The organism is Candidatus Palauibacter sp. (assembly GCF_965213655.1).
Lineage (GTDB): Bacteria > Gemmatimonadota > Gemmatimonadetes > Palauibacterales > Palauibacteraceae > Palauibacter.
Genome location: NZ_CBDBZT010000003.1, coordinates 509,694 through 529,027, shown reverse-complemented (window position 1 = coordinate 529,027; position 19,334 = coordinate 509,694). Strand labels below are relative to the sequence as shown.

Here is a 19,334-nt window from a genome sequence, read left to right as displayed (position 1 = left end):
CGCCCTGTTCGTCGCGTCCCTGCTACAGGCTGAGTGCCCGCGGGAGTTCAGCCCGGTCTCCCTGCGCTGCGGGTCGCCCTCCGCTGGAGGGCCAGAAAGCCGAGCGGCGGCAGGTCGAGGGTGAGCGCGGCCGGACGCTTCAGGTAGTCGACCTCCTCCGCGGCCTCCGGGAGTCGGGTGCGACCGCCTCCGCCGAACTCGGGGTCGCCGCTGTCCAGCAGCACGCGGTACGACCCGCCCTCGGGCAGGGCGACCCGATAATCCGGCCACGCGGTGGCGGAGAAATTCGCCACGACGATGACCGCGCCCTCCCACTCGGGACGCCAGCGCACGTAGCTCAGCACGCTGCGCTCCGCGTCGTGCACGTCCAGCCATTCGAACCCTTCCGGCGCGTGGTCGAGCGCGTGGAGCGCGGGTTCTTCCGCATACAGTCGGTTGAGCGCCCGCACCCAGCGCCGGATACCCCCATGCGCCGGGTCGTCCAGCAGACGCCAGTCGAGGGCTCCGTCCTCGTTCCATTCCTTCCGCTCGCCGATCTCCCCTCCCATGAACAGGAGTTTCGCCCCCGGATGAGTCCACATGTAGCCGAGGAGGAGACGGAGACCGGCGAACTTCTCCTCGTCCGTCCCCGGCATCTTGTCCAGGAGAGATCGCTTTAGGTGAACCACTTCATCGTGCGACAGGGGAAGAAGATGCCGTTCCTTGTAGGCATAGTGCAGCGAGAAGGTCAGGTGGCGGTGCAGCCGCGGTCGCCGCTCCGGCGGGGAGGCCAGGACCCCGAGCGTATCGTTCATCCAGCCCATGTTCCACTTGAAGTCGAACCCGAGCCCGCCCTCGGCCACCGGCGCCGTCACGCGGGGCCACGCGCTGCTCTCCTCCGCGAACAGGAGGACGCCGGGAAAGCGGTCGTGGATCATCTCGGAAAGCGACTTCAGGAAGGCGATCGCGGCGAGGTTCTCCCGTCCCCCTTCCTCATTCGGCTCCCACTCCCCGTCACGGCGCGAATAGTCCAGGTGGAGCATCGACGCCACCGCATCCACGCGAAGCCCGTCCACGTGGTAGTGCTCGACCCAGTAGCGCGCGCTCGAGAGAAGGAAGGAGACGACCTCCGGGCGGCTGAAGTCGAACGCGAGCGTGCCCCAATCCGGATGTACGGCTCGCGATTCTTCCCCCATCTCGTAGAGCGGCGCGCCGTCGAACGTCCTCAGCCCGTGGAGGTCGGGGCCGAAGTGGCCCGGCACCCAATCGAGCACGACGCCGAGTCCCAGGCGGTGGGCCTCATCCACGAAGTACGCGAAGTCCTCCGGCGGCCCGTAGCGGGCGGTGAGAGCGAAGTACCCGACCGTCTGATATCCCCAGCTCCCGTCATACGGGTGTTCCATGACGGGGAGGAGTTCGATATGCGTGAAACCCAGGTCGGCGGCATAGGGCAGCAGTTCCCGGGCGAGCGCACGGTATCCCAGCCACGATCCGTCGGCGTTCCGGCGCCAGGAACCGGGATGGACTTCGTAGATGCTGATGGGGGCCTCGGGGACCCCGCGTTGGCGTCGACTCTCGACCCACGCCGCATCCGTCCAGTCGTACGGGCCGGTCGGCACGACGCGCGACGCGGTGCCCGGCCTGACTTCCGCGGCGCGGCCGAGGGGATCCGCCTTGTCGACCGTGAGGCCGGGCCCGTCCCCTCCGTGATCCGTTCCGGAACGCACCCGAAACTTGTACAGGTCTCCGGGTCCGACGTCGGGGACAAAACAGTCCCACACCCCGGCGTCTCCCACCGGAGACATGGGATGCGCCTCTCCGTCCCACTCGTTGAACGAGCCCACGACGCTGACCGCCCGGGCGCGCGGGGCCCATACGGCGAAGCTCGTCCCGGCCTCGCCGTCGCGCCTGCACGGGTGCGCGCCGAGGAGGTCATGGAGCGCGAACTCCCGTCCCGCATGGAAGGCCTCGAAGTCGGAGGCCTTCCGGGGGAACGAATGGTCGCGCGGCGGGGTTTGGATGGGTCCGTGCGAGCCGCTAGCTTTTGCGTGTTCGATCTGCCACCTCATCGCGGCGCGTCCGCGTCCGGATCGGGCGCCGTCCCTTGCAGCCCGTGGCTACGACGGGGAGACTGCCCCCGGCCGCCACACATTTCGCGACTTTGCGACGAAGTATGAGTCCCATGCCCACAATCGCCAAGCCGGTCCCGACGAGACCACGCCCCCGGGCCAAGCCCCCCGAGGAGCTCGCGGTCGTGCATCTCGTCGCGGAGTACTGGCCGTACGCCCGCACCGGGGGCCTCGCCGAGGCCGTGCGCGGGATCGCGACCTTCCAGGCCGCCCAGGGAACCCCCGTCACCGTCTTCATGCCGCTCTACCGGTCCGTGCGCGAGGCCTTCCCCGATCTGGAACCGATCGCGGACAGCTTCCGCGTACGCGTGGGAAGGCGGGTGGAGGAGGTCCGGATCCTCCAGCACCCCGGCCCCCGGCGGAACCCGCGCGTGCTCTTCGTCGACCATCCCGGGTTCTTCGACCGGGACGGGATCTACGGGGAGGGTGGAGCGGACTACGACGACAACCCGTTGCGCTTCGCCTTCTACAACCTCGCGGCACTCCAGGTTCTGCCCGAACTCGCCAACGTGCCCGTCGTCGTACACGCCCACGATTGGCACGCGGCCCTCGCCCCCGTCTTCCTGCGCACGCGGTTCGCGGGCCGGGAAGCACACGACCGCATGGCGGCGGTCCTCTCCATTCATAACGCGGGCTACCAGGGACTGCAGGATCGCTCGGTGCTCGAGGGCATCGGACTTCCGCGCGAACTCTTCCACTGGCGGGCCATGGAGTTCTACGGGCACCTGAACCTGCTAAAGGGGGGGCTCGTATTCGCGGACTACGTGACCACGGTGAGCCCCACGCACGCGGTTGAACTCCGGACGACGGCCGGGGGGTTCGGACTCCACGGCTCGTTCATCGAGAAAGGCGACCGCTTCCTCGGGATCCTGAACGGCGTCGATCTGGAGGTGTGGGATCCCCAGACGGACACCGAGGTCGCGGCGACCTTCTCGCGGGAGGATCTGGCGGGGAAGACGGCGTGCAAGCGGGCGCTGCAGCGCGAGTACTTCCTGACCGAGGCTCCGCGCGAACCGTTGTACGGGATGACCGCGCGTCTCGTGGGACAGAAAGGGCTCGACCTGCTCCTCGACGGCGGCCCGCTCGAGCGGGCGGAGGGACAGTTCATTTTTCTCGGCGAGGGCGAGGAACGCTACGAGGCGGGCCTGCGGGAACTGGCGGACCGCTACCCGGAGCGCGTCGCCGTAGACACCGAGTTCAGCGAACCCAAGGAGCACCGGCTCCTGGCGGGGATCGATCTCCTGTTAATGCCGTCGCTCTACGAACCCTGCGGGCTCACGCAGATGCGAGCGCAGCTGTACGGCGTTCTGCCGGTGGCCCGGCGCGTCGGGGGACTGGCCGACACGATCGAGGACCAGGTGACCGGCTTCCTCTTCGATGGCTACACATCGGAGGACCTCGAGGTCGCGCTGGGGCGGGCCGCCGCACTCTACGCCGAGAGCCCGGAGGTGTGGGAGGAGCACGTGGTACAGGCGATGTCCCGCGATTTCGGCTGGGCGACCAGTGCGGATCGTTACCTCGAGGTGTACCGGCGGGCGCTCGCCGCGCACGCCCCGGACGACTGACCCGCTCCCCGGCCGTGGGTCAGGCCACGGTCGTCCTCCACGGCCACTTCTACCAGCCGCCGCGCGAGAATCCGTGGACGGACCGGGTCCGCAGCGAGCCGAGCGCGACCCCGTTCGAGAACTGGAACGAACGGATCACCGCGGAATGCTACGAGCCTCTGGCGCGCGCGGGGGCGTTCGACTGGCTGAGCTTCGACCTCGGCCCGACGCTCGCGCGCTGGCTCGAGGGGGAGCGCCGGGATGTCCATGAAGGCTTCGTTCGCGGGGACCGGGCGAGCCGGGAGCGGCTGGGGTACGGCAACGCACTTGCCCAGCCCTACCACCATATCATCCTCCCGCTCGCCTCCCGCCGCGAGAAGAAGGCGGAGGTGCGCTGGGGGCTGCGGGACTTCGAACGACGCTTCGGGCGGCGCGCCGAGGGCATGTGGCTCCCGGAGACGGCGGTCGACATGGCCACGCTCGAGGTGCTGGCGGAGGAGGACGTGGCGTTCACCGTCCTGGGGGCCCACCAGGTTGCGGACCCGCCCAATGGCGGCCTCGGACGGGTCCGCCTCGGCGGAGGACGCGAGATCGCGGTCTTCGTCTACGATGGGGCGCTCTCGCACGGCGTCGCGTTCGGGGCGCTGCTCGAAGGCCGCGAGGCCTGGTTCGCTGAACTGCGGGCGGCCGCCGGCAGGGGCGCACCCTTCGTCGCGCTGGCGACCGATGGCGAGACGTTCGGGCACCACCACAGGGGGGCCGACCGCACGCTGGTGGAGGTGATTTCGCGCGTCCGCGAGAGCGGAGATGCCGAGGTCGGGAACTTCGCCTCGATACTCGCCCGCTCCGGCGAGCTGCCCGCCGTGACGCTGAATGAGCCCAGCTCCTGGAGTTGCGCGCACGGAATCGAGCGCTGGCGCTCGGCGTGCGGGTGCCGGCTGGCCCCGCACATCGATTCGCAGCAGCGTTGGCGGGGGCCGCTGCGCGAAGCGCTCGAGACGCTCGCCGCCGGTCTGGATGAGGCTTTCGCGACCCTCGCGCCGGGGCGGTTGTGGGAACCCCGGCAGACGGTGGCGGCTCTGGGAGACGTCCTCGGTGACCCCTCCGGGCTGGGGAACTTCGCCATCGAGGCCGCACGCGAAGGTTGCCGGGACGAGGCGCTCTCACTCCTCGAGCTCGCCCGCGACCGGGCGGCGATGTTCACCTCGTGCGCGTGGTTCTTCGACGATGTGGCGGGGATCGAGGCCACGCAGGTGCTCGGCTACGCCGCCCACGCCCTCGACCGCCTGCGTCGGCTCGCGCCGGAGCGTGCCGAGGCGCTGGAGACCGCCTTCGTCGCGGACCTAGCGAGGGCCCCGGCGAACGACGCCGACCTCGCGGACGCGGCGGAAGTGTACGAACGCGAGTTCAAGTCGGGCGCCGGCGCCCGCATCCCGGCGGACGCGTGAGCCGAGGCCCGCTCCGCTTCGCCTTCGCGCTTCACCTCCACCAGCCGGTGGGAAACTTCGACCATGTGTTCGAAGATCACCTGACCGGGGTGTACCGGCCTCTCCTCGATGCCCTCCACGCACACGGCACGTACCCGATATCGCTGCACCTCTCCGGCCCCCTCCTCGACTGGCTGGAGGACCACGCCCCGGACTTTCTCGAGGATCTCGGGACGCGGGCGTCGGACGGCCACATCGAGTTCCTCGCCTCCGGACGCTACGAACCCATCCTAGCCGCGATCCCGCCTCGCGACCGCTTGGAACAGATCGAGTGGATGCGATCGGATCTCCGCAGCCGTTTCGGGGTCGAGGCCACCGGCCTGTGGCTCACGGAACGGGTGTGGGAGCCCGACCTCGCCTCCGATCTGGCGCGGGCAGGCATCGAATACACGCTCCTCGACGACCGTCACTTCCTCGCCTGCGGACTCGAGCGCGAGCAACTGGACGGCGTCTTCACAACGGAGAGCGGCGGGGAGCGGCTCCGCCTCCTTCCGATCGACGAGCGGCTCCGGTACCTGATCCCGTTTCGGCCCGCGAATGAGATCGTGGACTTCTTCGCCGAGGCGCGTCGGGCGGGGAGCGGTCAACTCGTGCTGGGTGACGATGGCGAGAAGTTCGGCGGCTGGCCGGACACCCGCGAATGGGTATACGACGGTGGCTGGCTGGAGGCATTTCTCGAGGGGCTGAACGCGGCCCGCGGGCGGGGCGAACTGGAGCTGGTCACGACCCGCGAGGCGGCCTCCGGCCCGAGCCGCGGGCTCGTCTATCCCGCGACCGGCGCATACCGCGAGATGGAGGAATGGACGCTCCCCCGCCCCGCCGCGCGGCGCCTGGAGCGGCTGGTCGCCACGGCATCCGACGAGGGAGGCATCGACCCGCTGATCCGCGGCGGGCACTGGAAGGGTTTCCTTACCCGATACCCCGAGTCGAACCGCATGCACAAGACGGCGCTCCGACTCTCCGCGCTGTGTAGGGCTCGCGGCGAGCCGGCCGAGGCCCGCCGTGCCATCGCGCGGGCGCAGTGCAACGACGCGTATTGGCACGGCGTGTTCGGCGGGGTCTACCTTCCTCACATGCGCCGGGCGATCTGGCGCGAACTCGCCGCGGCTGAACAGCGCTTGCGCGGGGAAGAAGACATTGCGTTCGAGATTCTCGACTTCGACCTGGACGGCCATGACGAGATCTGGATCCATTCAGCCTGGAGTTCCATCGTGATCAGCCCCGCGCGCGGTGGCGCGATCGAGATGCTCACGGTCTTCCGAGACGGCGTGAACTACGTCGATGTCCTCTCCCGCCGCCTCGAGGCCTACCACCGCGATCCCCTGGAATCCGGCGTGACGCTCGAGGGAGAGGGAGACGCGACCCGTGGGGCGCGCACCCGGAAAGATGGCGTCGCCTCGGTGCACGACCGCGAATCGGAAGCTCCCGCCGCACCCGCTCCGGACGGCGTCCCGCTGGCATTGCTGCAGGAGATCGCGCTCGCACCGCCCAACGGCCCGGGCATGCGGGAACGGTCCGTTCTCGCGGATTGGCGACCGCACCCGTTCCGACTCGTGGGGGCGCCGAGCGTCGGGTCCGGCCGGGTCCACCTGCAGCTGGAGTCCGAGCCGGGCCTCCCCCGACTCGAGAAGACGCTCGAAGTTCACAGCGATGGCCGGATCGAAGCCACGCTCGACTGGAGCGAAGCCGAGTTCCCCGCCGACGGCCTGGTCGTCACCCGGCTGGCGCTGGCACATCCGATGCGGGTCGAGCCGGCGGTGACCGAGGGCGAGTCATGTGCGCCACGGGAGTCGCGCACGCGGATCATCACGCTGGCCCGGTCGGAACGGGGCTTCGAGGAGATCGACCAGGGGGAACTCGTCGAACTCGCGTGGCCGACAGCGGTCCGCAGGGCGCACGTCAGACTGACACCCGCTGTCGGCTCCGGAGCCGTCGGAGGTCCGGCATGAACCGGGGGCGACAGTTCGACCCGCGGTGGTCCGTCCTCCTGGGCGTCATGGCCGCCGCATGCGGAGAGGCCGATACCGTCGCGCCCCCCGAAACCGGACCGGCGTCCATCGTCGTCCTCACGGGCGCGGATCAGCGCGGGGTGCCCGCGCGCCCGCCGGCCGAACCCATCGCCGTGCGGGTTCTCGACGCCGAGGGGCGTCCCGTCGGTGGAACCACCGTCACCTTCGAGCCGGAGCCCGGCCACGGAAGCACGGATCCGGCTTCGACCGCCACCGACGCAAACGGGGAAGCGGCGACGACATGGACACTCGGGGCCACCCCCGGCCCGCAGCGTCTCGCGATCGCGGCCGGCCGGGCCGGCGCCACCGTTCGCGCCGAGGCGATTGATCTCGATGCCGAACTCGACGCGCTGTTCGCCCCCGCCTCCGCAACGGAGGTCGAGGCCGTACGAGCCGACTGGGCACAGCGTGACATTTCCGCGGCGGGGGTCTCGGTCGAACTGACCGAAGAACTGGCCTTCGGCGAGGGGACGGCCACGCTGCGCATCGTTTCCCACGTGGTGGCGGGCGCCCGGCACTTCGGCGCCATCATCGTGCCGGACGGCGCGGCTCCCGAGACCCTGCCCCTGCTCATGTACTCCCACGGGGGCGACAGCGGGGTATCGGTCGACGACCTCCAGGTCGTGGTGCTGGCCCTCGGAGAGCTGAGCCGCCGCTTCGTCTACGTGATTCCCTCATTCCGCAGCGAGCCACTGCGCTACGACGGGCGGAGCTGGGTGTCGGAAGGCCCCTCCAGTCCCTGGGATTACGATGTCGACGATGCGCTCGCGCTCGCCAATGTCGCGTTCGAGACCACGCCGGAGGTCCGGCCGGGCGCCATCCATATTCTCGGCGGCAGTCGGGGGGCCGGCGTCGCCCTGCTCGCGGGAGCGCGGGACGAACGGGTGGAACGCATCGTGGCATTCTTCGGGCCCACGGACTTCTTCGACAACTGGATCAGGGTGATCGCGTGGAAGACCGCGCTGGACGGTCCGTGGGACCTGCCCGGTCTCATCCATCTCGACTCCACCGTCGTCCAGCCGCTGGTCAGGGGCACGCTGTCCACCCCCGAAGCCCGCCTCGAACTCGTGCGCCGCTCGTCCGTCCTCTTTGCCGCCGATCTCCCCACAGTCCAGGTGCACCACGGCACTGCGGACTTCGTCGTGCCGGTGAGCCAGGCGGAGTCCCTGATGCGAACGATGGCGGCTCTCGGACGCACCGCTCCGGACTTCGAGGCGTTCATCTACGAGGGAGGCGGGCACGACTTCCTCGCACTGATCGGGGCCATCCCGCGCGCGGTCGAGTTCATGTCGCAGGCACTGCAGCCGAAAGGAAGCCCGTAACGATGAGGACCCGTATCGCCCACACGATCGAGATCTTCGAAGCTGCGCGCAGGCCGCTGTTCACGGTCCTCGAGGGGACCTCGCGGGAAGACCTCGACTGGCAGCCCGCGGACGGGATGCGCGGGATCGGGAAGATCTGCCGCCACATGTACCGCGTGGACATCTGGTTTCTGAAACAACTCGGCATCACACCCGTGATCGACGAGGATGCCCCGGGCCCGGCGGAGGAGATCGCGGCGCGCATGCGCACGATCCAGGAGCAGATCATCGCCGAGGTGGACGGATGCGAGAGCGACGCCGATCTCGCGGCCGAGCGTACGTCCCTGGACGGAAAGACGACGTCGAGGATGGGAGAGACGGTGATCCATATCGCCCAGCACTACCTGTACCACCTGGCGCAGATCACCTACCTGCGCCGCATCCGCGACAGGGCGTGGTCCGCGCCGCTCGACGAGTGGGAGTCCGCCACCCACATCATCGGAGACCGGATTCTGGAGTAGCCGGGACCGAATCAACCGACTCCGAGTGGAGGGGGCGGAATGTCCGTCATACCACAGAGACCCATGGGCTTCGGCGAGATACTGGACGGCGCCATCCAGTTCTACCGACGCGACTTCGGGCTCTACTTCCTCATCGCCCTCGTGGGCGCCCTCCCCGGATACGCCATGCTGCTCGCCCTCGGGACGCCCAGTACGGGGCTCGATCCCTCGGGCACGCCGGCGGTCGGCGAACTCGGATACGATCTGGCGATCCTGTTCCCGGCGACGGCGCTCTCGTGGGTGGGGACGCTCGCGGTCGCGGTCGCCATGACCGCCCGGCTGGAGGGGCGTGCGGCTTCGCTGGAGAGCGCGTACCGCGGTGTACTCCGCCCCTTCGCGAGCGCGGCCGGAGGGCACCTGCTCGCCCTGCTGATCGCGGTCCTGGCGGGCGTGGTCGTCATGATCCCTGTCACGATCGTGGGCGCCGCCGCGATCGCGGCCCTGGGCAACTTCGTCGTGGGGATGGCCGTCTTCGGGTTCGTGGGCCTCGTGGGCGCGCTCGTGGTACTGGCGCTCTGGTTCCGTATCTCGTTCGCGATCTTTCCGGCCGTGCTCATGGAGGGTCGGGCCGCCCCGGGGGCGGTGCGCCGCTCGCTGAAACTCGGGAAAGGGGCTTGGCTCCGGATCCTGGGTGTCATGCTCGTCGCATCGATCATCCGCGAGGGACCCTCCTTCGGCACCTTCGCGCTCTTCGGAGGCTTCGAGATGTTCACGTCGCCCACGACGGCGGGCACGGTGAGCGCCGGCCTTCAGGCGGTCCAGAACACCCTGGATCTGCTGATCGGGTCGTTCACCAAGCCCTTCCTCGTAGCGACCGTGTTCTTCCTGTACCACGACCGGCGGGTGCGTCTGGAAGCCGCCGACCTGGAGACTGCCGCGGCCGCGATGGCGACGGACGGACGGTGATCGTCCAGGAGCCCGCCGCCGCACCCCTCCCGTTGCCGGACGAGATGTCCGACGCGCTGCGAGAGATCGTAGCCGGACCGGACTTCGTTTCTCCGTCCCTCTCCGCACGGCAGCGGATCTACGAGTGGATCGCCAGGACGCTCTCGGATGCATGGGATTGGCTGCGTCGACTCCTGTTCGACGAGGGAGGCGGGCTCATGGAGATCCTGGCCGTCCTCGTCGTCCTGGCCGCGCTCATCGCGCTGGGGGCAGTGGCCCTGCGCCATGGGCCGCAGTGGGTGCACAGGGTGCGGGAGCGGGCAGACGAGGGCCCGGAGGACGATCGCGCGCCCGCCTCGGCGCGAGAGTGGTTCGGCCTCGCCCGGACGCGGGCGGGTGAGGGAGCGCTCCGGCCCGCCGCGAGCGCGCTCTACCAGGGTTTCCTCCTCACGCTCGACGATCAGGGCACGGTGGCGTTCCACTCCTCGAAGACACCCGGCGACTACGCTCTCGAGATGGACACCCGCACCGGCCGCAACTTCATCCGTCACTTCCAGGGACTCTCCTTCGGTCAGGAGACGCCCACCCCCGCAGGCTATGCGGCTCTGGAGGACCTCGCGCGGGACGCGGGCTGCCCGACATCCGCGTCGGGTGAGGAGGCCGACCCATCGTGAGCGGGGCCGGCAGGGTCAGGACGTTCGCGTGGATCGGCGCGATTGCGCTCGGAGCGGGACTCGCCGCCTACCTCGCCCGACCGGCGGGACGCTCGGCGCTCGACGTGAAGCGCAGTTACTTCCGGACGACGCCGGACGGCGTGGCCGCCTTCGCCCGGGGGCTCGAACGATTCGGCCAGCCGACCGCGCCCCGCCTCACCCCCCTGGCCGACGCCGACCCGGTCCCGGGGGCGCTCGTGCTGCTCTCGCCCACGGTCGTACCGAGCCCGGTCGAGGTCCACGCCCTCCTCGAGCGCGTGCGCCGCGGCGGCACGCTTGTGTACGCACCGCGCCTCTTCCCTGCCATTACCAGCGCGTTGAGGATTACGCCCTTGATGGACTCCCTGGGCATCGCGTTCCGCGTGCCCCGGCCGGGCGACCTGGACCAGCCGGAGTGGGTCGCCCACTCCCTGACCGACAGCCTGCCGGCGCCGAGGGCTCCACGCCGCGCGATACGGTGGATGACATCGCGCGAACTGCAGCGGCGCCGGGACGCTGCACTGCGCGAGCCGGACCCCTCCGATGAGACGATCATGCCGTCCCCGACTCCCCTCCAGGGGCTCCTCACGGTAGGGGACGACGAGGATCGGAGGTGGACCGGCGCCGGCCTCATCCCCGTCGGCGACGGACATGTCATCGTCCTCAGCGATGCGGAGCCGCTCTCGAACGGTCGCGTCGCCGACGACCCCCTGGCGCTCGTCGTCATGCGCGCCGTCCTCACCTACGCGACCGCCGCCGACACGGTCTTCTTCGCCGAGTTCCACCAGGGCATCCGGGGCTACGAGAGCACGGCGAGACGCTGGGCGGGTTTCGTCCTGGGTACGGCGCAGGGACAAACGCTCTTCCAGCTCCTCCTCGCCGCGTTCCTAGCGCTCGCATGCGCCGGGCTGCGATTCGGCGCTCCGACACTGGCCGTGGCTCCGGCGGACCGCGAGCGAAGATCTCCGCTCGAACACGTCGCCGCTCTCGGCGACCTGTACGAGAAGGCGCGGGCCCGGCGGACGGCCGCCCTCCTCCTTCTGGCGCGGCTGGCCCGGAGCGTACGCCGCCCGCCGCCGCGGGACGTTGCCGAAGCCCGGGCGCTGATCGATGAACTGGAGACGCGGCGGGGAGAGCAGGCGGCTCTGACCCGCATCCGGCGCGGCTTGCGCGCCGATCCGGTGGACCTGACGATGGTCGCCGCCGGCATCGACGACCACCTCGGACGAAGGGCAGAACCATGACCACGCACGACGCGGCGCTGCGTCTGCTGGGCGACATCGAGAAGGTGATCCTGGGCCAGGAGGCCGTCCTCAGGCAGCTCATGATCACGCTTCTGGCACGGGGCCATGCGCTCCTCGAAGGCGTCCCGGGGACGGCCAAGACCCTGTCGGTGCGCGCCCTCGCCCGGGGGCTTGGGCTCGACTTCGGCCGCGTCCAGTTCACGCCCGATCTCATGCCCACCGACCTGGTCGGCGTGAGCGTGCTGGACGAGACCCAGCAGAACTTCCGCTACCGGCCCGGTCCCGTGTTCACCGACCTCCTCCTTGCCGACGAGATCAACCGCGCGCCGCCCAAGAGCCAGGCGGCGCTGCTGGAGGCGATGGAGGAGCGGCAGGTCACCGTCGACGGCGCCACCCGCCCCCTGCCCCAGCCGTTCACGGTCTTCGCGACCCAGAATCCGGTGGAATACGAGGGGACGTATCCCCTGCCCGAAGCGCAGGTCGACCGCTTCCTGATGAAGATCGTGATCGACTACCCGCCGGAGGAGGCGGAGCGCGCGATCCTCGACCGGCACGATGCGGGGTTCCGGGCGGACGACGAGGCAACGTATCCCATGGGGGAAGCGCTGACGCGCGAGTCGCTGCTCGCGGCGCGAGGCGAGGTGGACGGCGTCCACATGGACGAGAGGGTCCGGCGCTACGTGACCGGCATCGTGCGGGCCACGCGCGACGACCAGGCGTTCGCGCTGGGGGCGAGTCCGCGCGCGGGCGTGGCCCTCTTCCAGGCCGCACGGGCCGAGGCGTACCTGCACGGCCGGGACTTCGTCACCCCGGACGACGTGAAGTCGCTTTCGTTCCCCGTGCTGCGGCACCGCGTCGTGCTGACCGCCGAGGCGGAGGTCGAGGGACGCTCTTCCGACGATGAACTGCGGGCGCTCCTCGAGACGCTGGAGGCGCCCCGATAGTCCGCATCTCGGTGGTCCCCAGCGGGCGGACTCTGTGGCTGCTCGGGCTGACCTCGTTCGTCTTCCTGTTCTCGGCGACGGGCGCCCTGGCGGCGGATGCGGTCATCCTTCTCCTGGCCTGGGTCGACGGCCGGCGGACGCGGTCTCCATCGGCCTCGCGCACGGTGCCGCGCATCGCGGCGCTCGGAGAGATCACCGACGTCGGGATCGATGTGGCCAACCCGACGCAGCGAAGGCTCTCGATCCTGCTCACCGACGACCTCGACCCCTCCCTGCGGCGCCTCCCCGGAGCTGACGGACGCGAAGCGTGGGAGGCGGGGGTGCGGCTGGACATCCCCCCCACCTCCGTCGTGCGCACCCGCTACAGGATGCGGCCTCGCACGCGCGGGTTCCTCGTCATGGGGGCGATCCACCTGCGAACGCGCTCGCCGTGGGGGTTCGCCTGGCGGCGCTCCACCGTGGACGCGACGCACACCCTTCAGGTGCAGCCCGGGATCCGGAGCCTGCTTCGGGACCGAAGCGGTCACGCGCTTCGGCAAGGCCTCCGCACGGCGGGTTCGCGCCGCAGCCGGCAGTGGGGCGACGGACGCGAGTTCGAAAGTCTGCGCGACTACACCGAGGGGGACGACCCCCGGATCATCGACTGGAAGGCGTCGGCGAAGCGCCAGCGTTTCGTCGTCCGCAACTACGAGGCCGAACGCAGCCAGACCGTCGTCCTCGCGATCGACGCCGGCCGCCACATGCGCGAGCGGCTGCAGGACCGGGAACGTGTGGACTTCGCCCTCGCGGCGGGCATGATGCTCGCCAACCGCGCGCGAAGCTTCGGGGACCGCGTCGGAACCGTCGTGTTCGACGACGAAATCCGGCATCTGTCGCCGCCCCGCCGGTCCGACCCGGCCGCGTTGGCCCGGATCTTCGCCGGCGTGGAGACCCGGCCGGTGGAGCCCAACTACCCGCTCGCGCTCGCCACCCTGGGCCGGACGTTCCGCAAGCGGTCGCTCGTCATCCTCTTCTGCGATGTCATCGACGAGGCCGTCTCGAAGGCCCTCGTGACCTCTCTGGCCCGGATCGGACGGGCGCACCTGCCGCTGGCCGTGGCCATCCGCAACCCGGCCCTCGAAGCGGCCGCGACGCAGCCCGCCGAGGATGAGGCCGCAGTCTTCCATCGCGCCGCCGCGGAGGAACTCGTGCAGTCACGGGCCACGACGCTTCAGGTCATGCGCCAGTCGGGGATCCTCATCGTGGACACGCCACCCGGCGACGCTCTCGTGCGCACCCTGGACAAGTACGTCGAGATCAAGGAGCGGGGACTGCTCTGACCTCCGCTCGCGGGTCGGCCTCGGGGCCCCGGCCGGCAAGACCGAAGTACGCGGCGAGCAGGAGCGCGGTGCCACCACCGAAGGCGAATTTCGCCACGGCCGGAAGTGCGGACGGGGAATAGAACCCCTCCACCAACCCCGCCACGATCAGGAGCAGTACCGAACCGCCGACGAGCGAGAGGAGGGTCCGACCTCGCTCCCTCAGCGCCTCCCGGCGCGTGCGCCGTCCGGGTACGAGGAGCGCCGACCCGAGCCCCAGTCCCGCCCCGCCGGCCAGACAGATGGCGGTCAGTTCCATGACCCCGTGCGGGAAGACGAAGGCGAGGATCACGCCCAGGGCCTCGTTATTCGCGTACAGCCCGAACGCGGCCCCGAGCAGGACGCCGTTGAAGACGAGGATCAGCACCGTGCCCGCGCCGGCGAGCAGCCCGGCCGCGAAGGCGACGAAGCTGACGCGCACGTTGTTCGTCACCAGAGCGGAGGAAAGAGTCGGGCGCTCGGTGCCCTCGACTTCGACGTAGGAAGCGTTGATGTCCCCGCGGGCGGTGTTCTCGGCCCTCGCCAGCATCCCGGCCGGCATGATCGCCCGCGCGCGCGCAGGTTGATCCCGGACGGCCCAGTACGAAGCCAGCATGGGGCCGAAGAGAAGCAGGGCCGCGAGGAGCACCAACCGGTGGTGGCGCCGCACCGCCCGCGGCAGTTCTCGCGCGGTCCAGCGGCCGAGCGGGACCGCCGCCCTTCCCTTCGCACGGTACAGCAGGTTGTGCCCTGCCCCGGCCCATCGTTCCACCGCCTCCAGCAGTCCCGGCGATGCGCCATAGGTTCGCGCTCGCGCCAGGTCCGCCGTCACCCCGCGGTACAGGCGACCGAACGCGCGGACCTCCGCCTCGCTGAACCGATCCAGCCCGCCGGCGCGCCCCTTCTCGACCAGGTCCGTGTAAGTGGCCCAGGCCTCGCGGCGCTCCCGCGCCATGGCCGCGGCCTGAAGACTCGCCCCACCCTGGCGCGCGGCGTGCCGTGGAGCCTCTTCGTCATGCAGTCGGAGGAGGTGCGTATCGGGAGCCGCCTCGGGGTCCACGCCGTCCCGGCCGGCCGCCGATCGCACCGCGTCCCAGACGGAGGCGGCCACGCGGCGCCGGACCTCCGGTTCCAGCCCGGCTCGGCGCGCCACATAACCCGCCAGCAGGGCGAACTGTTCGACGGTGAGTCGGGGGCGCCCCGCCCGACCCGTCGTCGATGGCTCGTCTCCGAACATCTCGCCGCCCCCCGTGTCCCGGACGACGATCGTACCGGCCACCAGGTCGCCGAGTCGCTGCGCCCGACGGTTGAACAGAATGGAGGCGGCCCCCGCCATCCCCGTCGCCCCCGGCTGCAGGTCCACGATCCGGATCAGGTTGCGAAGCACCGACCCCTGGAATGAGAGCGGCTCGCCGCCGTCGTGCAGCACCCGCAGTCCCAGCGCGCGTTTCCCCGGCGTGCGTCCGTCCCACACCGCTTCGAAGAAGAGGAAATAGCCCCACACCGCGAAGAAGCTCACGATGTAGAGCACGGGTCGTCCGAAGGCGCCCGCGTACTGGAAGACGAGCGCCACAGCCAGAATCGCCGCCACGATGATGACCAGATCGAGCGCGAGGGCGGCGGCCCGCGACCCCAGATCGGCGAGCTGGTACTCGAGTTTGACGTGCTCCGGCGTCTCCAGCGCGATCCGGCGGTGGAGCCCCGTCCGCGTCTCACGCATCACGCACACTCAACCTGGATCCCCGCCGGGTTCCGTACTTCTCGAAGAAGGCGTCGGTCCCGGCCGGGAGCAGGAGTCGGTCCGCGATCGCCGCGATCTCTTCCGCTTCTTGCCATGCCTGTCTCAGCATCCAAAGCTCGCCCTCCAGCGCCCGCCGTTCCTGCTCCTCGTGCAAGGCCATTTCCAGCGCCAGTCGCGTGGGCTTGCGCATGGTTCGTGACGAATCCCGGGGGGCTCTCCCGGTCGACGTCCGGGTTGCCTCTCACCGCCCGGGCGACGTAGCGGCCGGGGTGTCCCTGGACCTCGATCTCAGCCACGGCGTCTTGAACCGCGCGCCGCGTGCCGCCGTTCGCGTTGACCACCGGCAATACCGCCGCCGCGACCTTCCGGGCGTCTTCGCCCATGAACGACGCGCGCGGGGCTTCGTGGAACGGGCTCATCCCCCGGCGGATATCGACTGTGAATCCGGTCTCGTCATCGGCGGGCAGCATACGGATCGAGCGAACGTTGCGCTCCGTGAACTTGACGACCGTCCCCGGCCCGACGGGGCCTCCACCAGCCTCTGCGCCCCCGATCCCGACCTTGGCGACCGGGCGGGTCGCGGTCACGAACAGAAGGACCCAGGCGCTACCGCTGGCGATGGCGCCCGGCAGATTCACGAACGCGAGACCGGCCGCCACGCTCCCCACGAGGGCCAACTGCCACTTTCGCATCCGCTTCCGGAACTGGTCGCCGTAGCGCCATGCAGCGAACTCCCCTCGGGGCGGTCTCCCGATGCGAACCAGCTCCAGGCCCTCACGATGGCGGGCGAGGCCGATCTGGTCGGTGGACGCCCGCAGCGGCGTAGCGCGAAAGAGGCGCTCGCACGTTTCGACCGCCTCCCATCGCTCCTCGAGCGGCGTCAGATTCCAGCGTCGGCATTTCCGGCACACCACCCACAGCCGGCCCCTGGCCGCATCGAACGCGAGCCGGCGTCCCACCGGGAAGGTCTCGACGACCTCGTTGGACCCCAGTGGCCTCTTGCAGAACAGGCATGTGCTGTACACGGACGGGACGCCTTTCGTCGATCCCCACCCGGGGGATCATTCCCTCGCTCAGGTGCCGCCCGGAGAAGTCCGCCAAGCGGGAATCAGCCTCGCCCCTTCCAAGCCTATCAAGAGCGCGGCCGTGGAGTACGTCGCAATCAGCAAGGCTACGAGCGCGATCCCGAGTTCGTCGATCGACCTCGCCCAGTACCACGCGCAGAAGAGCGTCGAACCGAACTGGGCCACCGGGATGGCGTGCGGCGGTATGCTCCCGTATCGGTTCCTGTACCAAGTCTCGATTCTCATAGCGTCCCTCCCGCTGCCGCGAAGGCTAGTCGCCGACCACGGCCGCGCAAGGCGTCGCCGGGGTCAGAGGTCGCGGCGGCGGAACCAGATGAAGGAGGCGGCGAGGAAGAAGGCTGCCCAGGCGACGGCCGCGATCGCATGGCCCGTGAGGTCCGGCGCTGGGGGCACCGGGCGCCCCGCCGCCTCCGCGGCGGCGGCCATCGCCTCGGCGATCGTCGTGTCGTAGCTCCGGTAGTCCAGGAGCCGGGCGGCGGTGCCGAACGGCAGGTAGTCGAGCCAATCCGTGTAATCCGGCAGGTAGCGCATGACGAGCGCCCGCAGCATGCCGGACTCGATGGGGCCGACCCAAAGAATCCAAATCGCGAGCGAGGCACCCGTCCGCCGGATCGCGAAAGCCACGAAGAGCGCAAGAGCCCCGACGCTGAGGAAGGCGAGGACCATGCCTCCCGTCGCTGCGAATACCGATGCCGGAACAAGCGGCTCCGTGGCCGCGCCCAGGTCCGTTCGAATGAGCGCGAGCACGCCCGGGATAAGGATGTGGGTGCCAAGGAAGGCAAGAGCCACGAAGGGCAGCAGGAGGGACTTGCCCCAGAACCACTGGGACTTCGAGAGGCCGTCGATCACGTTCTGGCGCGCCGTGCGCCAATTGAATTCCGGCGTCGCCAGCAGCATGACCGTGAGACCGGAGAAGATCAGGAATTGGACCCCTTCGTTCCCGAACACCATCGTCCAGACCTCCGGGAGCCGGAAGCCCTCGCTTTCCTGGAGGAACGGATACGCGTACGTCCCGAAGGTGACGAGCGCGTAGAAGCCGAGAGGAATCCAGAAGGCGAGGCGCTTCCTCGCCTTGAACCACTCGTTGCGGAGCAGCACGACGAACACGCGCCCGCCCTTCACTGCACTTCTCCGAAGCCTTCGGGCGCGCCGGTGATCTCCATGAAGGCGTCCTCCAGCGACTGCCGTTCCAGCGACAGGTGTGAGGCGTAGATTCCCCGGCCGGCGAGGAAACGGTTCAGTTCCGAGAGACCGCCGTCCGCGAGCTGCACCAGGACCCTGTTTCCATCCACGCGCGTATGCCCCGCGCCCTCGAACTCCGACACGGCCCGCTGCAGGGTCTCCATCTCACCGTCGGCGCCCACGGCGGCCACCGTGCGGGCGGAGGTGAGTTCGTCCACGCTCCCCTCGCGCACGAGCCGGCCGGTCTCGATGATCGCGACATGCGTGCAGGTGCGCTCCACCTCGTGCAGCATGTGGCTCGAGAGGAAGATCGTCTTCCCGCGGCTGGCCAGTTCGCGGATGATGCCGCGGATCTCCCGCTGCCCCGCCGGATCCAACCCGTTGGCCGGCTCATCGAGGATGATTAGTGCCGGATCGCCGATCATCGTGGCCGCGAGCGCGAGCCGCTGCTTCATGCCCAGCGAGCACGCCTTGAACTTCGTCTTCCGGCGCGGGGCCAAGCCCACGGTGTCGAGCACCTCGGAGATCTCCGTCTCGGCGCTCCCCTTCACCCGGGCCACGATGCGCAGGTTGTCCTGGCAACTCAGGTAGGGATAGAAGTTCGGATACTCGAGCGTGGCGCCGATCCTCTGGCGCGCGGCGTGAAGCTCCGCCGGCGACGAACCGCCGAAGAGGCGGAAGGCACCCCCGCTCGGGTTGATGATCCCGAGCAGCATCCCGATCGTCGTCGTCTTCCCGCTCCCATTCGGCCCGAGGAAGCCGTACACCTGTCCCGCCTCCACCTGCACGGAGAGCTGGTCGACGGCGAGCGTCCCCTCTCCCCGCAGCGCCGTGTACCGCTTGGACAGTCCCTCGGTCTCGATGATCGTCATGTAGAGTCCTGTGGCCTTCCGCCTTTGGTTGGATCTTCGAGTTGGCGCCGGAAGAGTTCCGCGTCGGCGAGTTCATCCAGGCGCCGATCCCGCTCGATCGCCTCGTGCTCCAGTTGTGCGACCCGGTGCACCAGCCGCTCGATCGTCTCGCGGTCCTGCGCGCGGGGGCCCCGCGCCTCGATGAGATCGCGGATCAACGGCCGGAGGGCGAACCTCGTGGCGAGCGCGAGCATGGGCACGCCGATGACGAAGAGAACCCCGAGAACCGCGACGAATTCACCCATGAGGAGCCCGACGAACGGCGCGGCATGGAGGTTTCACGCGATGGATGGCGGCCCGCCCC

General features: G+C 69.8%; 17 protein-coding genes. 10 read left to right on the top strand and 7 right to left on the bottom strand.

Features of this window, described 5'->3' with window-relative positions; translation table 11 throughout:
- Positions 1–47 precede the first annotated feature (47 nt).
- On the bottom strand, positions 48–2,048 hold the full coding sequence (glgB, locus tag ACOOGH_RS04520) for a 1,4-alpha-glucan branching protein GlgB (RefSeq protein ID WP_420447784.1): 2,001 nt from the start codon (positions 2,046–2,048) through the stop codon (positions 48–50).
- Between the two features lie 113 nt (positions 2,049–2,161).
- Here glgB and ACOOGH_RS04515 point away from each other — a divergent pair, with 113 nt between their 5' ends.
- From ACOOGH_RS04515 to ACOOGH_RS04470, 10 genes are read left to right on the top strand one after another with little or no spacing between them, the layout of a single operon-like run.
- Positions 2,162–3,673, top strand: coding sequence for a glycogen synthase (locus ACOOGH_RS04515; protein WP_420447783.1), 1,512 nt, complete (start codon positions 2,162–2,164; stop codon positions 3,671–3,673).
- A gap of 14 nt (positions 3,674–3,687) precedes the next feature.
- A complete protein-coding gene (locus tag ACOOGH_RS04510) occupies positions 3,688–5,100 on the top strand; it encodes a DUF3536 domain-containing protein (protein WP_420447782.1) in 1,413 nt (470 codons plus the stop codon).
- Positions 5,097–7,088, top strand: a complete 1,992-nt coding sequence (locus tag ACOOGH_RS04505; protein ID WP_420447781.1) for an alpha-amylase/4-alpha-glucanotransferase domain-containing protein — start codon at positions 5,097–5,099, stop codon at positions 7,086–7,088. The genes ACOOGH_RS04510 and ACOOGH_RS04505 overlap by 4 nt, the downstream gene beginning before the upstream one ends.
- Complete coding sequence (locus tag ACOOGH_RS04500) at positions 7,085–8,470, top strand: hypothetical protein (RefSeq protein ID WP_420447780.1); 1,386 nt, start codon at positions 7,085–7,087, stop codon at positions 8,468–8,470. Before ACOOGH_RS04505 ends, ACOOGH_RS04500 begins: the two co-directional genes overlap by 4 nt.
- Before the next feature lie 2 nt (positions 8,471–8,472).
- Positions 8,473–8,970: a DinB family protein gene (locus tag ACOOGH_RS04495; protein ID WP_420447779.1), complete on the top strand. Its 498-nt coding sequence runs from the start codon at positions 8,473–8,475 to the stop codon at positions 8,968–8,970.
- 39 nt (positions 8,971–9,009) lie between these two features.
- Positions 9,010–9,915, top strand: coding sequence for a hypothetical protein (locus ACOOGH_RS04490; RefSeq protein WP_420447778.1), 906 nt, complete (start codon positions 9,010–9,012; stop codon positions 9,913–9,915).
- Positions 9,912–10,568 (top strand): hypothetical protein, encoded by a 657-nt coding sequence (locus ACOOGH_RS04485; protein ID WP_420447777.1) that lies wholly within the window; start codon positions 9,912–9,914, stop codon positions 10,566–10,568. Before ACOOGH_RS04490 ends, ACOOGH_RS04485 begins: the two co-directional genes overlap by 4 nt.
- Positions 10,565–11,830, top strand: coding sequence for a DUF4350 domain-containing protein (locus tag ACOOGH_RS04480; protein WP_420447776.1), 1,266 nt, complete (start codon positions 10,565–10,567; stop codon positions 11,828–11,830). The genes ACOOGH_RS04485 and ACOOGH_RS04480 overlap by 4 nt, the downstream gene beginning before the upstream one ends.
- On the top strand, positions 11,827–12,774 hold the full coding sequence (locus tag ACOOGH_RS04475) for an AAA family ATPase (RefSeq protein WP_420447775.1): 948 nt from the start codon (positions 11,827–11,829) through the stop codon (positions 12,772–12,774). The genes ACOOGH_RS04480 and ACOOGH_RS04475 overlap by 4 nt, the downstream gene beginning before the upstream one ends.
- An 11-nt stretch (positions 12,775–12,785) precedes the next feature.
- Entirely contained in the window at positions 12,786–14,093 is a 1,308-nt protein-coding gene (locus tag ACOOGH_RS04470; protein WP_420447774.1) for a DUF58 domain-containing protein, read from the top strand.
- Here the strand turns inward: ACOOGH_RS04470 and ACOOGH_RS04465 are convergent.
- The 6 genes from ACOOGH_RS04465 to ACOOGH_RS04440 all read right to left on the bottom strand — a co-directional run bounded on the left by ACOOGH_RS04465 (position 14,071) and on the right by ACOOGH_RS04440 (position 19,275).
- Complete coding sequence (locus ACOOGH_RS04465) at positions 14,071–15,831, bottom strand: stage II sporulation protein M (RefSeq protein WP_420447773.1); 1,761 nt, start codon at positions 15,829–15,831, stop codon at positions 14,071–14,073. The genes ACOOGH_RS04470 and ACOOGH_RS04465 overlap by 23 nt on opposite strands.
- Positions 15,831–16,877, bottom strand: a complete 1,047-nt coding sequence (locus ACOOGH_RS04460) for a hypothetical protein (RefSeq protein WP_420447772.1) — start codon at positions 16,875–16,877, stop codon at positions 15,831–15,833. The genes ACOOGH_RS04465 and ACOOGH_RS04460 overlap by 1 nt, the downstream gene beginning before the upstream one ends.
- Before the next feature lie 48 nt (positions 16,878–16,925).
- Positions 16,926–17,162, bottom strand: a complete 237-nt coding sequence (locus ACOOGH_RS04455) for a hypothetical protein (protein ID WP_420447771.1) — start codon at positions 17,160–17,162, stop codon at positions 16,926–16,928.
- Positions 17,163–17,225: 63 nt separating this feature from the next.
- Positions 17,226–18,059 carry a hypothetical protein gene (locus ACOOGH_RS04450; protein ID WP_420447770.1) on the bottom strand — a complete coding sequence of 278 codons (834 nt, stop codon included), beginning with the start codon at positions 18,057–18,059 and terminating at the stop codon, positions 17,226–17,228.
- Positions 18,056–18,991 (bottom strand): ABC transporter ATP-binding protein, encoded by a 936-nt coding sequence (locus ACOOGH_RS04445; protein ID WP_420447769.1) that lies wholly within the window; start codon positions 18,989–18,991, stop codon positions 18,056–18,058. Before ACOOGH_RS04445 ends, ACOOGH_RS04450 begins: the two co-directional genes overlap by 4 nt.
- Positions 18,988–19,275: a hypothetical protein gene (locus ACOOGH_RS04440; RefSeq protein WP_420447768.1), complete on the bottom strand. Its 288-nt coding sequence runs from the start codon at positions 19,273–19,275 to the stop codon at positions 18,988–18,990. The genes ACOOGH_RS04445 and ACOOGH_RS04440 overlap by 4 nt, the downstream gene beginning before the upstream one ends.
- Positions 19,276–19,334: the final 59 nt, after the last annotated feature.